Annotated in this window: 12 protein-coding genes and 1 pseudogene; 5 read left to right on the top strand and 8 right to left on the bottom strand. The window is 62.4% G+C overall.

The annotated features are described in order from the left end of the window. Positions 1-19 precede the first annotated feature (19 nt). From KY465_RS12380 to recA, 3 genes are all read right to left on the bottom strand, one after another. Positions 20-202 (bottom strand): GyrI-like domain-containing protein, encoded by a 183-nt coding sequence (locus KY465_RS12380; RefSeq protein WP_219202017.1) that lies wholly within the window; start codon positions 200-202, stop codon positions 20-22. A 570-nt stretch (positions 203-772) separates the two neighbouring features. Then, positions 773-3,439 (bottom strand): alanine--tRNA ligase, encoded by a 2,667-nt coding sequence (gene alaS / locus KY465_RS12375; RefSeq protein WP_219202016.1) that lies wholly within the window; start codon positions 3,437-3,439, stop codon positions 773-775. 479 nt (positions 3,440-3,918) lie between these two features. Continuing rightward, positions 3,919-5,010 (bottom strand): recombinase RecA, encoded by a 1,092-nt coding sequence (gene recA, locus KY465_RS12370; RefSeq protein WP_219202015.1) that lies wholly within the window; start codon positions 5,008-5,010, stop codon positions 3,919-3,921. Between the two features lie 204 nt (positions 5,011-5,214). Here recA and KY465_RS12365 point away from each other — a divergent pair, with 204 nt between their 5' ends. Then, entirely contained in the window at positions 5,215-6,117 is a 903-nt protein-coding gene (locus KY465_RS12365) for an IS1595 family transposase (protein WP_219202014.1), read from the top strand. Between the two features lie 20 nt (positions 6,118-6,137). Here KY465_RS12365 and KY465_RS12360 read toward each other — a convergent pair whose 3' ends face one another. Both KY465_RS12360 and KY465_RS12355 read right to left on the bottom strand, forming a co-directional pair. Continuing rightward, positions 6,138-6,647, bottom strand: coding sequence for a hypothetical protein (locus KY465_RS12360; protein ID WP_219202013.1), 510 nt, complete (start codon positions 6,645-6,647; stop codon positions 6,138-6,140). Further along, positions 6,640-6,930: a hypothetical protein gene (locus KY465_RS12355; RefSeq protein ID WP_219202012.1), complete on the bottom strand. Its 291-nt coding sequence runs from the start codon at positions 6,928-6,930 to the stop codon at positions 6,640-6,642. Before KY465_RS12355 ends, KY465_RS12360 begins: the two co-directional genes overlap by 8 nt. A gap of 254 nt (positions 6,931-7,184) precedes the next feature. On the opposite strand from KY465_RS12355, the gene KY465_RS12350 reads away from it, so the two are divergent. Beyond that, positions 7,185-8,144 (top strand): carbohydrate kinase family protein, encoded by a 960-nt coding sequence (locus KY465_RS12350; protein ID WP_219202011.1) that lies wholly within the window; start codon positions 7,185-7,187, stop codon positions 8,142-8,144. Positions 8,145-8,269: 125 nt separating this feature from the next. Continuing rightward, positions 8,270-9,181 carry a pseudouridine-5'-phosphate glycosidase gene (locus KY465_RS12345; protein ID WP_219202010.1) on the top strand — a complete coding sequence of 304 codons (912 nt, stop codon included), beginning with the start codon at positions 8,270-8,272 and terminating at the stop codon, positions 9,179-9,181. Positions 9,182-9,313: 132 nt separating this feature from the next. Here the strand turns inward: KY465_RS12345 and KY465_RS12340 are convergent, their stop codons facing one another. Together KY465_RS12340 and cckA are read right to left on the bottom strand one after the other, a co-directional pair. Next, positions 9,314-9,961 (bottom strand): YiaD family glycine zipper/OmpA-like lipoprotein, encoded by a 648-nt coding sequence (locus KY465_RS12340; protein ID WP_219202009.1) that lies wholly within the window; start codon positions 9,959-9,961, stop codon positions 9,314-9,316. Between the two features lie 106 nt (positions 9,962-10,067). Further along, a complete protein-coding gene (gene cckA / locus KY465_RS12335; RefSeq protein WP_219202008.1) occupies positions 10,068-12,713 on the bottom strand; it encodes a cell cycle histidine kinase CckA in 2,646 nt (881 codons plus the stop codon). Positions 12,714-13,031: 318 nt separating this feature from the next. On the opposite strand from cckA, the pseudogene KY465_RS18800 reads away from it, so the two are divergent. Then, positions 13,032-13,307: pseudogene (locus tag KY465_RS18800) on the top strand (flagellar biosynthetic protein FliO); the annotation flags it as partial. 1,644 nt (positions 13,308-14,951) lie between these two features. Here KY465_RS18800 and dksA read toward each other — a convergent pair. Continuing rightward, a complete protein-coding gene (gene dksA / locus KY465_RS12325; RefSeq protein ID WP_219202006.1) occupies positions 14,952-15,371 on the bottom strand; it encodes an RNA polymerase-binding protein DksA in 420 nt (139 codons plus the stop codon). A gap of 300 nt (positions 15,372-15,671) precedes the next feature. On the opposite strand from dksA, the gene KY465_RS12320 reads away from it, so the two are divergent. Beyond that, complete coding sequence (locus tag KY465_RS12320) at positions 15,672-16,205, top strand: SixA phosphatase family protein (RefSeq protein ID WP_219202005.1); 534 nt, start codon at positions 15,672-15,674, stop codon at positions 16,203-16,205. Positions 16,206-16,235 lie beyond the last annotated feature (30 nt).

Genomic DNA, 16,235 nt, shown 5'->3' with positions numbered 1-16,235 from the left:
CCCCGGCTAGCGGCACCTCTCAGACGAGAGCCACCATGATTTCGGTTTCAAGGTTTTGCGGCGCCGTATCGGCCGGCGTGTTGAGATAGCGCTCGAAGGCCGGCACACGCTTCGGGTTCTCGCCGCTTTCCACCAGCCAGTTGCCGAACAAAAACCGGTAGGCCTTGTGCAATTCCGCATAGGGGCCGGTGTGCGTCAGCACCGCTTTATTTTATCCTTGGTTTTTCTCGAAACATGGCGAAAAGGGGGCTGAAGCCCCCGCCGGATGTTACTCAATTAATACGAGTATTAACTTTAACAATACAATTATAATTTGTTTAATAGGCATTTATTCCTCCTTTCTAGGCCCACGTAGGGTGTGGGGTATGGCTATTTAGTTAGCCAGGAGGTGCCGATCGGAGGCTTGCAGGATTATTTTTCGCAAACCTTGTCGACGAGGGATGGTCGCGCTCGGACCAAGCGACTTTCATCTAATCGATCCGCGTCAATTGAATCCGTGATTTTCATCAGCTTCGACTCGACCTCGGCCAGCAACGTGTGCAACAGAACATGGGCAAGCTTTAGCTCCCCTGGCGTCAGATCGCGCAGCACGCAGACCAGACCCGGAGACCCGGGCGAAACGTCCGCGATGATCGGATCTGACCGGCTTGTCCACGATGATTTACCCGCCTTCACGTTGTCACGAAGAGCACACAACCACGCGCAGGATACATAAATCTTGCTGTTCTGAAATAATCCGGCTTGCTGCGGCTTTCAGCATTGCCGCGATCCGTCAGGCGCCGGGCAGCGCCGCCAATTGCGCCTTGACCGCCTCCAGCGCCGCCTCCGCCTTGCCAGCATCCGGGCCACCGGCCTGCGCCATGTCTGGCCGCCCGCCGCCGCCCTTGCCGCCAAGCGCCTGAGACGCCGTGCGCACCAGATCCACCGCGCTGACCTTTTCGGTCAGATCATCGCTGACGCCGACCACCACGCTCGCCTTGTTGTCCTCCCCGCGCGCGATGAAGACGACAACGCCGGACCCCAGGCTCTGCTTGCCGGCATCGACGAGCCCCTTCAGCTCCTTGGCCGGCACGCCATCGACGACCTTGCCGAGAAAGCCGATCCCGGCGATCGTTTCGCTCTCCGAACCGCTGCCGCCGCCGCCGAGAGCCAGCTTCTTCTTGGTCTCGCTGAGTTCGCGTTCCAGCCTCTTGCGCTCGTCGACCAGGCTTTCCACCCGCGTGACAAGATCGTCCGGTCCCACCTTCAGCATCGAGGCCAGACGGCGCACGCGCCGATCCTGCTCGTCGAGATAGGCGCGCGCCGCCGCCCCCGTCAGCGCCTCGATGCGCCGCACGCCGGCGCTGACCGCGCTGTCGGACAGCACCCGCAACAGGCCGATATCGCCGGTGGCCTTGACATGCGTGCCGCCGCACAACTCGATCGAATAGGGCCGATTGGCCTTCTCGCCGCGCACCCCGGTGCCCATCGACACGACGCGCACCTCGTCGCCGTATTTTTCGCCGAACAGCGCCATGGCGCCCTCTTCGATCGCCTCGTCAACCGCCATCAGGCGCGTGGTCACCGGGCTGTTCTGCTCGATGATCTCATTGGCCATGGCCTCGACCTCGCGCAGTTCCTCGTCCGTCATCGGCTTCGGATGCGAGACATCGAAGCGCAACCGCTCGGGCGCCACCAGCGAGCCCTTCTGGGCCACATGCGAGCCGAGAACCTCACGCAGCGCCTCATGCAGCAGATGCGTCCCCGAATGATTGGCGCGGATCTTCGAACGCCGTGCCTGGTCGACCGAAAGTGTTGCCGTGGCGCCGACCGTCACGGTCCCCTCGATCACCCGCGCGTGGTGGACGAACAGCCCCTCGCCGCGCTTTTGCGTATCGCGCACCTCAAGCTTGAAATCCTCGCCGGAGATCGTTCCGGCATCGCCGACCTGGCCGCCGGATTCCCCGTAAAACGGTGTCTGGTTGACGATCACATCGACCGTTGCGCCGGCCCCGGTGCTCTCGATCTCACCGCCATCCTGCACCAAGGCCGTAATGACGCCCTCGGCGGTCTCGCTGTCGTAACCGAGAAATTCGGTGGCCCCCAGCCGGTCGCGCAATCCGAACCAGATGGCATCGGTCGCCGCATCGCCGGAGCCCGACCAGTTCGCGCGCGCCTCGGCCTTCTGCCGCTCCATCGCCTCCTTGAAGCCGCTGACATCGACCTCGACGCCGCGCTGGCGCAGCGCATCCTGCGTCAAATCAAGCGGGAACCCGTAGGTGTCGTAGAGCTTGAAAGCGACATCGCCGCTCAGCCGGTCGCCCTCGCCGAGGCTGCCGCTGGCTTCTTCGAGAAGCCCGAGGCCACGCTCCAGCGTCTTGCGGAACCGGGTTTCCTCGAGCTTCAATGTCTCGGAGATCAGGCTTTCGGCGCGGCCAAGCTCGGGATAGGCGCGCCCCATCTCGGCAATCAGCACCGGCAAGAGACGATACATCAGCGGATCGCGCGCCCCGAGCAGCTGCGCATGCCGCATGGCGCGCCGCATGATCCGGCGCAGCACATAGCCGCGCCCCTCATTCGACGGCAGCACACCGTCGGCGATCAGGAACGCCGCCGAGCGCAGATGATCGGCGATGACGCGATGGCTGGCGCGATGCTGGTCATCGGCCGGCACGCCGGTCGCCTCGACCGAAGCGGCAATCAGCCGCACGAACAGGTCGATGTCGTAATTGTCATGCTTGCCCTGCAACAGCGCCGCGATGCGCTCGAGCCCCATGCCCGTATCGATCGACGGGCGCGGCAAGGCGTTCCGCTCGCCGGCGCTGACCTGTTCGAACTGCATGAAGACGAGATTCCAGATCTCGATGAACCGGTCGCCGTCTTCCTCGGCCGATCCCGGCGGCCCGCCCCAGATATGATCGCCATGATCATAAAAGATTTCCGAGCAGGGACCGCACGGCCCGGTATCGCCCATCGCCCAGAAATTGTCGCTGGTCGCAATGCGGATGATGCGATCTTCGGGCAGCCCGGCGATCTTCCGCCACAGATCATAGGCCTCGTCATCGGTATGATAGACAGTCACCAGCAGCCGGTCCTTGTCGATCCCGAATTCCCGGGTGATCAGGTCCCAGGCCAGTTCGATGGCGCGATCCTTGAAGTAATCGCCGAACGAGAAATTGCCGAGCATCTCGAAAAAGGTGTGATGCCGCGCCGTATAGCCGACATTGTCGAGATCATTGTGCTTGCCACCGGCGCGCACGCATTTCTGCGACGACACCGCCGTCGAATAGGGCCGCTGCTCGAGCCCGGTGAAGACGTTCTTGAACTGCACCATGCCGGCATTGGTGAACATCAATGTCGGATCGTTGCGCGGCACCAGCGGGCTCGAAGCCACCACCTCATGACCGTTTCGCTTGAAATAGTCGAGAAAAGCCGACCGGATCTCGTTTACGCCACTCATCGCAAAACCCTTGATGCTGCCTGAACCATCTGCGGCCCGCGGATGGCCCCGAGGCGGCATGATCGTGCGCCGGATCGGCCCTGGCCCGGCGCCTGCCGCTTTTATCGTCGCGCCTGAACGCTGTCTACCCGCCACGCGCGCCGCCCTTGCCGGCCACCCGGACGCCACGCAAGCGCCCGTACCGAAAGCGCTTCGGGCGAAAGACGATCTTGGTCAAAACCAGTTCAAACCCCCTGCTCAAACCGCGGGTTCAAAACCCTGCTCAAACCGCATGCACAACAAACAGCCGCCGGACCCGCCGGCGGCTGAAAATCATGAAATCAAGAAAGCGGATCACGGCGCAATGCAGACAGGCCGATGCAGACAGGCCGATGCGGCCCGGCTGATGCGGTCAGACCAAAGGTTCGGCGCAACGATGCAGCACCGCGCCCGACCGGCTGCCCGATTCCTCGCAGGACCGCACGAAGACGCCGCGCGGCTTAAGAGCCCGCCGCCTCATCGGCGTCGCCGAAATCCTCGTCGCGATCACCTTCGAGAAATTTCTCGGCGATCAATCCGGCATTCTGCCTGAGCGCCAGCTCGATCTCGTCGGCAAGCGCGCCATTGTCGCGCAGGAACTGCTTGGCGTTCTCCCGGCCCTGCCCCAGCCGCTGGCTGTTGTAGGAAAACCATGAGCCCGACTTCTCGACGATCCCGGCCTTGACGCCGAGATCGATCAGCTCGCCGGTCTTCGACACGCCCTCGCCATACATGATGTCGAATTCCACCTGCTTGAAGGGCGGCGCCATCTTGTTCTTCACCACCTTGACGCGGGTCTGGTTGCCCGTCACCTCGTCGCGGTCCTTGACCGAACCGATGCGGCGAATGTCGAGCCGCACCGAGGCATAGAATTTCAGGGCATTGCCCCCGGTCGTCGTTTCCGGCGAACCGAACATCACGCCGATCTTCATGCGGATCTGGTTGATGAACACCACCATGCAGTTCGAGCGCGAGATCGACGCCGTCAGCTTGCGCAGCGCCTGGCTCATCAGCCGCGCCTGCAGGCCGGGCAGACTGTCCCCCATCTCGCCCTCGATCTCGGCGCGCGGCGTCAATGCCGCCACCGAATCGATGACCAGCACGTCGAGGGCGCCCGAACGCACCAGCGTATCGGTAATCTCCAGCGCCTGCTCACCCGTATCCGGCTGTGAGATCAGAAGATTTTCCAGATCGACACCCAGCTTGCGGGCATAGACCGGATCAAGCGCATGCTCCGCATCGATGAAGCCGCAGATGCCGCCCTTTTTCTGCGCCTCGGCGATGGTCTGCAGCGCCAGCGTCGTCTTGCCCGAGCTTTCCGGCCCGTAGATCTCGATGATGCGCCCCTTCGGCAGACCGCCGACGCCGAGCGCGATATCCAGCCCCAGCGAGCCGGTCGGAATGGTCTCGATCTCCACCACCTGATCATTGGCGCCGAGCTTCATGATCGACCCCTTGCCGAACGCCCGTTCGATCTGGGAAAGTGCGGCGTCGAGCGCCTTGCCTTTGTCCACCGCTTTGTCCTCTACCAACCGCAAAGAGTTCTGTGCCATTCCGTCCACCTTTAGGTTATCATGCCGCATCACACAATGCATGCTTTCATGGCTCATATGTACCTGATTTGTTCCGCTCGCACAACCCCGACACAACCCCCTGATTCACTGGAGTTTTTTCGCATTTGTTCTGTTTATGTCTGCAACGGCAGGCTGCGAATTTATCCCCTTGAAACATGTAAGGGGAATGCGTATATATAATTCATGAGCAAGAACCCGAAACTCCCCACGATTCGCCAGTTCCTTGACCGCTTCCCGGATGATGATTCCTGCTTGGATCATCTCATGGAAACCCGATACGGCAAGCGCCACACTTGCGCCAAGTGTGGCAAGGAGGCCAATTTTCACCGGGTTAAGTCACGTCGCTGCTACGAATGCGACTTCTGCGGCTATCAGATTTACCCAACCGCCGGCACCCCGTTTGAGAACACCCGCACACCATTGCGCGACTGGTTCCATGTGATGTTCATGTTCTGCGCTTCCCGCAATGGCGTGTCTGCCAAGGAAGTTCAGCGCACCATTGGCGTGACCTATAAAACCGCGTGGCGCATGTGCAACCTGATCCGCCAGTATATGGGTTATGTCGACGGCGAAGGCCCGCTTGGCGGCAAGGGCGGCGGCATCGTAGAAGTCGATAAGGCGTTCTTTGGCGGCCACGACAAGCGCGGTGAGGATGACAAGGCGGTTGTGATCGGCGCAACCGAGCGCGGCGGCGAGACGATTACAATGGTCATTCCCGGTCGCACGCGCCGCCATGTCATGCCTGCCATCTTCAAATGGGTGAAGCCCGGATCGCGTGTTGCAACCGACGAAGCCCGCGTCTTTGGCGAACTGTCAGAGCTTGGCTATAGGCACGGGACCATCAACCACCGCGCTGGCGAATATGTGAACGGCGACGTTCACACCAATACAATCGAATCATTCTGGAGCCATGTTAAGCGGTCCCTCGCCGGAACCTACGTCACCGTTTCGCCGAAGTGGTTGCAGACTTACCTTTGGGAGTTCGAGTTCCGTCAGAACCTTCGGAAACAGCCGCATTTGATGCTGGAGCTTCTTTTGCAGGCTTTCCCCCGTCCGGTTTCGAAAGGGAAAGAGGAGGCTGCGTAAGCATCGCACTCAAAAGGTTATCAAACCTCTTTAGCGGTTGTTCCAACTTTTTTTGCCGTTCTCTCTCGGATTGATTTCGCAAGGTCGGCAGCGCCTGTTTTCTTTGGCTTCCGTGATATCAGAATAACCATGATGATCGCCACGATGGCACCGCATGCAAAAATAACACATTCTGCCAAATCCCAGAAACCAAAGTTTGGCATTTCACTTGTAAGCCCATGAACGGCTTGAATCGCAGGCGCGATAGCGCCAGCCGCTGTTCCTATTGCCGCCCAAAGAATATCTTTTTCGAATGGTCTGCTATCATCCCCGATGAGCACATCTAGCTCCTCATCAGAAATATCGTGTCGAAGAAGCGACTCGGGCGCCGTCCGCGTAATTGTGTAGTCAAGGCTATCGCCGCCGCCGCCGACCAAAACTGGGGCGTGCGAAGAGCGGGGGCCACCAGAACCACCGGCTCTTGAGGGTGGAGAAAAAGTCCCTCCGGCGCCAGTGGTATCGCCAGACGTTGTTGTCCATTTTTCAGGCATCTGGAGATTTCTGCTGCGGAATGAGTTGTACGTTGTCGTCTATCGCCTTTTGAAGCAATTTGGATAGCTGAAGCGCGTCTTGATAAGGCAAGACAACAGCCGTCCGAAACTGGGCTGGCAATGCCTCCCCATTCTGTTCCGCGAATGCTACCCGCAGTCCCGAATGAGTTATAGATAAGAAAAACTTGTTCGAGAAAACAGCTGGCCCCTGGTACGCAATCTCTAATTCTTCTTGCGAAACCTGCCGAACTTCCGTGTCTTCGAGTTGTTTCTTTTCTGCCATACCAAAGCGCTCCCTGAATCATTTTTGCAGAGAGTGACAGGAATCGATTAGCGTGTGGAGTCATTATCATTTTGGAAACTCCACATGACGAAAAGCCCCGAAACACTGAATCGCTTAACTAGCCGAATCAGCGCGTTGCCCGGCCTACATGGTTCAAGGGGATACATCCGGCAGGCTGCAGGGGCCGACGGGGCTGCTCAACACCGGCCGCAGGTGCGCATGATGACGCCGATTCGCCGGCACCTGCCGCAGCCATGACCCGCATTCTCGCCATTGGCGGTGCCCATATCGACCGCACCGGGCGCCTTCACGCCCGCCATATCACCGGTGCCAGCAACCCCGGCGCCTGGCAGGAGGCGGCCGGCGGCGGTGTCTTCAATGCCGCGCGCAATCTGGCGCGGCTCGGCCATGCCGTCACGCTGGTCTCGCTGCGCGGCGGTGACGCAGCCGGAGAACAGGTCGCCGCGGCGGCGGAAGACGCCGGTATCATCGATTGCCCGATCACTTTTCTCGACCGCGCCACCGCCTCCTACACCGCCATTCTCGAGCCCGACGGCAATCTCGTCACGGCGCTGGCCGATATGGCGATCTACGATCTGCTGTCGCCGCGCCGCATCCAGTCAGCCCGCTTCCAGGCGCAACTCGACGCTGCCGAGCTCCTGCTTTTCGACTGCAATCTGCGCTCCGAAACGCTGCTGGCGCTGAGCGAACAAGCCCGGGCCCGCAACCTCATCTGCGCCGCCATTGCCATTTCCCCGGTCAAGGTCATGCGTCTGCGCCCGCTGCTCGATCGCCTTGACTGGCTGTTCATGAATGCGGCCGAGGCAAACGCCCTTGCGCGACCGGGGGGTGAATCCGGCGAGGCCGACCGCCCGACCGCAGCGGATGACGAACTGGCGGCATTGTGCGGCCTCGGCCTGAAAGGGGGCACGATCAGCCGCGGTCCGCAGCCGCTCAGCGCGTTCAACGGCCAGCAGATGATAAACGCCAAACCACCGCCGCTGCCCGACCTTGCCGATGTCACCGGCGCCGGCGACGCCCTGGCCGCCGGCTTCATCGATGCCTATCTCACCGGTGCGCCACTGTCCGAATGCACACGCCGCGGCATGGCCCTGGCGCGCCTCACCCTTGGCGTGCGCGGCCCGGTCGTTGCCGATCTGACCCGCCAGCGGCTCGACGAGGCCGTAGAGGCCACACCGCAACCGGATATGTGAAGCGCCAGCGCATACAGCCGCACCGCCCGGCGGTCAGCCTTTCCGTCCGCCCGGCTTGCGCCTTGCCTTTCGCCTGGCCTTCATGGCATGGGCGAACCCCCTGCCCTCAAGCCAACGGATTTGTCATGGCCGCACACAATTTTACGATGACCGCCGAGGTTGGTGACGCGCTCGCCGCCGGCAAGCCGGTGGTGGCGCTCGAATCGACCATCATCACGCATGGCATGCCCTGGCCCGGCAACCGCGACATGGCGCTCAAGGTCGAAGCAACAATCCGCGAGGCCGGCGCCGTACCGGCGACCATCGCCGTCATCGATGGTCAGTTGCATGTCGGCCTGAGAGAAGAGCAGATCACCGCTCTGGCGCGCACCGAAGACGCCATGAAGCTCTCGCGCGCCGATCTCGCCTTTGCCATCGCCGAGGGCCGCACCGGCGCCACCACCGTCGCCGCCACGATGATTGCCGCGCATCTTGCCGGTATTGCGGTCTTTGCCACCGGCGGCATAGGCGGCGTGCATCGCGGCGCCGAGCACAGCTTCGATGTCTCCGCCGATCTCGATGAACTGGCGCGCACGCCGGTAATCGTCGTCTCGGCCGGCGCCAAGGCGATTCTCGATATCGAGAAAACGCTGGAAGTGCTTGAGACTCTTGGCGTTCCGGTCATCGCCTATGGTCAGGACAGCATGCCGGCTTTCTGGTCGCGCAGTGCTGGCCTGCCGGCGCCGCTGCGCCTGGACAACGCCGCCGCCATCGCCCGGTTCGAGCGCGCCCGGCGCACTCTCGGAAACCATGGCGGCCTGCTGGTCGCCAATCCGCTGCCCGCTGAAAACGAGATCGCCCGCGAGCGCATGGAAGACTACATCGCCGCGGCCCTGGCCGACGCCAGCGCCGAAGACATCGGCGGCAAGCAGGTCACACCCTTTCTGCTCGATCGGATCTTTCAGCTCTCGGGCGGCGCCAGTCTCGATGCCAACATCGCCCTGGTCATCAACAATGCCCGCCTCGCTGCTGAAATCGCCATCGAACTGGCCGATTGAGCAGGACCGATGGTCGAAAGGCGCCGGGCCCGTCGCAGCCGGCGGCCTGACGCAAACCCTCGCGAAAGACAGGCAGGAAAAGCCCGGGCGGCAAACCGTCCGGGCTGTATCGGCGAGAAAGGCGTTCTGGCTCTAGCTGAGCGGCACGATCCTGATCTCGACGCGCCGGTTGGCGGCGCGGCCTGCTTCGCTGCCATTGTCGGCAATCGGCTGCGATTCGCCTGCCCCGCGCACGTAAAAGCGCTGCGGATTGTTGCCCTGGCTGACCAGATACTGGAACACCGACTGCGCCCGGCGCTGCGACAGGCCAAGATTGTAGCTGTCCGAGCCGGTTGAATCCGTGTGGCCGGTGACATCGACCAGCGACTGGTTGAACTTCTTGAGCACCAGCGCCACCGAGTTCAGCGTGTTGTAGAACTGCGGCTTCACGTCCGACTCATCGGTATCGAAGGTGATGTTCGACGGCATGTTGAGCACGATCGAATTGCCGACACGCGTCACCGACACGCCGCTGCCCTGCAATTGCGCCCGCAGCTCATTCTCCTGGCGATCCATGTAATTGCCGACGGCACCGCCGGCCAGCGCGCCGATACCGGCGCCGATCAGCGCATTGCGGCGATCATCGCCGCCGGCCAGCGTACCGAGCCCGGCACCCGCCAGCGCGCCGAGCGTCGCGCCGCCGGCCGTGTTGGAGATTTTCTGCTGACCGGTATAGGGATCGGTCGTGCAGGCGGCAAGAAAGATGGTCGTGACGGCCACCGTGGCAAGTTTCAGTTTCATCGGACTGTGTCCCCTCAAATGGAATCGCTGGCGATTGTAAAATCAATTGCGGCAGCATTGGGTTCTTGATGCGGCGCTGCAAGGCGCCGCTGCGAGCCTGGCGGGATCACTCCTCCCCCTCCAGCATTTCCTTCACCGCGATCGCCAGTTGCTTGAGCGAGAACGGCTTGGGCAAAAAGCCGAATTTGGCGTCCTCGGGCAGGTTTTTCGCGAAGGCGTCCTCGGCATAGCCGGACACGAAGATGAACTTCATGTCCGGATAATCCTTGCGCAATTCGCGCAACAGGGTCGGGCCGTCCATTTCCGGCATCACCACGTCGGAGACCACGATATCGATGGCGCCGTCAAGTTCCGCCAGAACCTCCAGAGCCTCGACGCCATTCTCGGCCTCGTGCACGACATAGCCGCGCGCCTCCAGCATCCGCTTGCCGCCGCGCCGCACCGCCTCTTCATCCTCGACAAGCAGCACCACCGCAGACCCGCCGGTCAGATCGCCCGGCTCCGTCGCCGCTTTGGCCGCGCCGCCCGGCGATGCCGCGCCCCTGCCCGCGCTCTCGCCATTTGCCACGGCCATGGCGGCATCAGCGCTGCCGGACCGCTGCGTGCCGTCGGCCTCGCCGTCGCCCGCCTCGTCGATGTGGCGCGGCAGGAAGATGCGGAATACCGTGCCCTCGCCCACATTGGATTCGGGGAAGATGTAGCCGCCGGACTGCTTGACGATGCCGTAGACCATCGACAGTCCGAGACCGGTGCCCTTGCCCACCTCCTTGGTGGTGAAAAACGGCTCGAAAATCTTCTCGAGGACATCGGGGGCAATACCGGTGCCTTCGTCCTGCACCTCGATCAGCACGAAATCCCCCGGTTCCATGCCGCGGTAATTGAGCGCCTCGCTCTCCGCCCTGTCGACATTGCGGGTCCGCACCGTGATCGTCCCGCCTTCCGGCATGGCATCGCGGGCATTGACGGCCAGGTTGATCAGCACCTGCTCGAACTGACCCAGATCGGTCTTCACCGGCCACAGATCGCGCCCGAATTCGAGCGCCAGCTTGACATGCGTCCCGGTCAGCCGGTCGATCAGCATGCGCAGATCGCCGATCACGTCGGTCATCGACAACACGGTCGGCCGCATTGTCTGCTTGCGCGAAAAGGCCAGGAGCTGGCGCACCAGAACCGCGGCGCGGTTGGCATTGCGCTTGATCTCCATCAGATCGGCGAAGCTGGCATCCGATGGCCGCAGCGACAGCAGGAGATGATCGGCCGACAAGAGGATGGCCGTCAGCACATTGTTGAAGTCGTGCGCAATGCCGCCGGCCAGCGTGCCGACAGCATTCATCTTCTGGGTCTGCGCCATCTGCGCCTCGAGCGCCTTCTGCTCGGTGGTCTCGACCGCATAGATGATCGCCGTCTCTTCCGGTGTCTCCTCGTTGTGATCGATCACCGCATTGACGTAATAGCGAAAATGCCGCTCGTCGCTGGCCGGATCACGGCCATCGATCGGGGCGATCTTGCCTTGCTTGTCCGCTGCCTGCGCCAGCGCCTCACGGAACGACGGACGGTCGCCGTCGCGCAAAACGTTTTCAAACAGGACACCGCGATCGAGATCGTCGCGCCCGACGACACCCGAGAACATCTGCAGGAAGGGGCCGTTGGTGCGCAGGATCCGCCCGCCGCCATCCACAGAGGCGATGGCCATCGGCGTGTTGTTGAAGAACCGCGTGAACCGCATCTCAGCATGCGCTGCATCAAGCCGGTTCTCGCCTTCCTCGCGCGAGATGACGATCGTCCGGCTCTCGCCCGGCGCGCCGTCACGCGCTGCGGTGACGCGATGGATCATCCGCACCGGAAGGCTCTGGCCGTTGGCCTTGAGAAGATCGAGATCAAGCTGCGCCGTCCGGTTCAGCCCCGGCTCGGCCTGCACCGATTCGATCAGCGCCATGCCCGAGCCCGCCACCAGATCGCGCAGCATCACCTTGCCAGGCGCAAACGCCGTCAGGTCGATGCCCAGCCAGTCGGCGAGCGTGGCATTGATATAGGCGATGCCGCCGTCCCGGTCCGCCGAGAAAAAGCCGACCGGCGCATGATCGAGATAGTCGATGGCGTGCTGCAGTTCCTTGAACACCAGCTCCTGTTCGGTGCGTTCGCCGGTAATGTCGGACAATTGCCATCCCAGCAGGGATTCCCCGCCTTCCGGATTGGGAAATGGCCGCCCGCGCAACCGGTACCAGGCCGGCCGCCCCTGGCCACCGCCGGCAAGCGGCTGCACCATGCGGAACTCTTCCTGGCCCGATCCGCCGGCCCGCATCGCATTGGCCAGCCGGTACACCGCTTCCGACGAGTCCTTGAACCGCGCCAGCAGCGCCTCCACCGACTGCACGTCGGTGTTTTTCGTCTGGCCGGTCAAGGCGCCATAGGCCGCATTGGCGTAGATCACCCGGTCACGGCTGTCGGTGACCAGGACACCTTCCGTGTGCGAATCCATGAAGGCGCGCGCCAGTGGATCGCTCTGGGATTTCGGCGTGATGGCGATGAACCCGATGACCATCGACACCAGGAAGAAGATGCCGATCACGGCGAGCGCGCCGAGAATGGCCAGCATCATCTCATTGTCGAGCCGATCCTGAAACAGGAAGAAGAAGATCGACGTACCGATCATGATCGCGGCCAGCAAAAGCAGGCGCAGGATCGAGCGCGGCTTCGTGCCCCGGTCGACCAGCGGTGTTATCGGCCCGGGACTTGGCGTCGTCTCGTTCATTCTGCGGCTTGCCCTGTCAATCCAATGGTGGGATTCGAATCATATTCCTGAACCCGGTGGTAGCGCAAACAGCCCTTCACAAACACATGTGGACAGCTCTGCCGCCTCATTTCCCAATAACGGCGGCCGCAGAGACCATAAAAAAAGGCCAATTCAAGGCAAATCGTGACGAAATCGTTAAGCTGTGGCCCCGTAACCCTTGCCGCCTGCGTCAAAAAATGTGTCAATACCGTCACAGGGGCAAAAAGGGTCGGGTTGTGGCCGGGTGACATGTGTCACGCGACGGCAATCCAATAACCTGGGGAGAGATGCACGGTGCTGGAACAATTTGGCGGCGAGCAGGCAATCAGCTTCGCTCTGGCGGTCGGGGCAGTGGCCATCGGTCTGCTGGTGCTCGTAATCGTTCTGCGACTGATACGGGCTCGTTCGAATTCGACGTTCATTCGCGGCGGCAACAATCGCAAGCCACGCCTTGCCGTCCTGGACGCCGCAGCGGTCGATACGCGCCGCCGGCTTGTTCTCGTGCGCCGCGACAGGGTTGAACATCTGATCCTGATCGGCGGCCCGACAGATGTCGTCATCGAAAGCGGCATTTCGATCGCCGCGCCGGGGGCCCACCTTGCCCCGACAAATGGCGATGGACCTCTCGCCACCCGTCCCTCGTCGGGAGAAAGCCTCACGGCACGCGCGCAGGCCATGGCGCAGCCGGCACGGCAGCCCCAGCCCCAGCCCCAGCCCCAGACCCAGCCAAAGCAGCAACCCCGGCCGCATACCCATGAACGTCCGGCGGCCCATGCCCAATCGGCAGACCTTGCCCAGTCTTCAGAAAGAGCGGAACCGCTGCAGCCTGTCTTCCCGCCGAAAATGCCGGCGGCAGCCACGCTGGAAGCCTGGCCGGACGACGAGCAGACCCGCTCGGCGCCGCAGCAGGCCCGCCCTGCCCCGGTCCCAGTGCAGACTTCAGTGCAGAGCGCTCCTCAGAGCGTGCCGCAGCCAGAAGTCGAGGCGGAGGCAAAGCCGTCCGATTCGCGCTGGGGAGACACTCCGGAACCGGCGCCGCAACCTGCGCGCGCCGCCGCCCCGACCCGGGATTTCCTGCACCCCGCCGCGCCGACGGTTCAGCTGCGCTCACACCAGTTTCGCCAGGAAAGCGCCGCTGCGAGAGAAGCCGAAAGGCAGCGCGCCAATAGCGCCATCGCCGGACAATACGCCGTGCTGCACAATTCATCAGGCGCGCCCGCGGCCACGAAGGCCACTGACCAACGCTGGCAGCAGCCGCACCCCGCGCCAGATGCTGCACAGGGCTTCGCACCGCAGGCTTATCCGGCACCGGTCCAGCAGGCAGCGTCCCAGCCGCACGGCATGACCCAACAGGATCTCGACGACCGGCAACTCGCAGAGGATTTCGCCGCAAGCATGGCCGAGGCCGAGGCGGCGCAGGCGCACGCAGATCAGCAGGGCCATTCACCCGCATCCGAGCAGGGCCGGCACGCTGCACAAGCGCCGAGCACGGCCGAATTTGCCTCCATTCTCGAACGAGAGCTCGCCGAGGAAATTAGCCAGGACGGCCATGAGCAACAGGCGGCCCGCGATCAGCATCAGCAATATCCGGCGCCCGTCCACTACGCCCAGAATTCCGCTCCGGTCCAGCATGCGCAAACCCCGCAACTTGCGGCGGTCTCAGGCTCGCAATTCAGCCAGGTGCCGGCCACAGCGGAACGCAACCTGCCGAACTCCCGGTTCGATCAATCCTTCCCGACCGCCGACTTCACAACGGTTGCACCCGCCAACGATCATCGCCGGGACATGTCGGCACGCCCCACGCCGCTGCGCCCGAACCGGGCACCAGAACGTCGCTCGGAGCGCCCGCAGGATCGTCTGGAAGAGGAAATGAGCCGCCTGTTGGGCGATCTCGCCCGCCATTCCTGAACAGGAATGCGGCCCGAGCCTGACACCGGCTCGAGACAATCATCCGCCGCCGATCTGCCAATGCAGTTCGGCGGCGGTTTTGTGTGTGCAGTGCGATGCACAGATCGAGCCGGCACAGCTGCTCCGCACGAGCGCGCAGCCGTAAGGATGCATTCCGCAAGACTGATCTGATCAGGTGGGGTGAGAACTGCGAGGGCAAGCCGCCAAGAGACAAGCCGTTGCCTGAAAACGCCGTCGCGAAGGGGCGTATTGATCGAACATCAAATCAAGGCAAGCCAAACGCCATCCATGGCGTCGGACGAAACCGCATTATTCGTCGCGGTAAACCTTTTCCCGCCGCTCGTGACGCTCCTGCGCCTCGATCGACAAGGTTGCGATTGGTCGCGCGTCCAGCCGCTTCAGGCTGATCGGTTCGCCGGTTTCCTCGCAGTAACCATAGGTGCCCTCGTCGATCCGCGACAATGCCGCATCGATCTTCGAAATCAACTTGCGCTGGCGGTCACGCGCCCGCAATTCGATCGCCCGGTCACTTTCCGATGAGGCCCGATCGGCGATATCGGGATGATTGGCGCTTTCTTCCTGCAGATGATCCAGGGTCTCGCGCGCCTCGGCGAGAATATCGTTTTTCCATGCAATCAATTTCGCCCGGAAATAGGCGCGTTGCTTGAAATTCATGAAGTCCTCCTTGTCAGAAGGAACATAAGAGGAAAAATCGATTTCTTCACACATAGCGATTCCTCCGCTACTGACAGTGCGCGTGGTGTATAGCGATACGAACCCGTTGAAACAAGCCTTAAACGCCGGCGCGCGAGAGTTTTAAGCAGTTTTCCGTTTTCGGCTAATCTGTTGAAGATTATGACGATCCCGGTGCATGCAGGGGTGACAAGCATCCTTGCTGGCGTGCATAAACAGGCAAGCTGACGCCAATCTGGTGCGCCGGCAGCGAGCGCCGACGTTACGTGGCAACCGCTTGCGACCAAGGATTGAGAAGGCGGACCGGCAAGGGGCGGCGCAGGCGGAATGCAACAGATGAGCGAAAACGACAAGACTCTGACCATCGGCCTCCTGCGCCATGCCCACGCCGGCTGGTCGCTGCCCGGCCAGCGCGATTTCGATCGCACCCTCAACGCGGAAGGCCGCGCCGAGGCGCAACGACTGGCAGCGCGCCTCGCAGACCACGCCTTTCGGCCCTCGCATGTCTATTGTTCGCCGGCGGCCCGTTGCGTCGAGACGTTCGAGCTTGTTCGCAGTGCCCTTCCAGCCAATGCCGAGATCATCTTCCATCCGCCGCTGTATTCCAGTTCCAGTGACACCTATCTCGATCTTCTCGACACGCATGCCGGACCCGGCAGTGCCGCAAGCGCGATCCTCTTGATCGGCCACAACCCGATGATCGGCGAAACAGCCGAAGCACTGTTCAGCCGCGACGACACATCCGCGCGCCAGGCGCTCGAAACGGGATTTCCGACCGCCGGACTGCTGCTCGCCGCATGCCCGCTCTCGGCGACCGGCATTCGCGGCACGGCCACGCTTTCAGCCTTTCTCACGCCGTCAAACTCCTGAGGACAGAACTTCGCCACCGGCGCATTCTGC

Origin of the sequence: Neohoeflea coraliihabitans (assembly GCF_019334345.1) — a bacterium.
Taxonomy (GTDB): Bacteria; Pseudomonadota; Alphaproteobacteria; order Rhizobiales; family Rhizobiaceae; genus Pseudohoeflea; species Pseudohoeflea coraliihabitans.
Note: the sequence above shows the minus strand (reverse complement) of the source record. Positions and strands in the feature narration are given on the sequence as shown.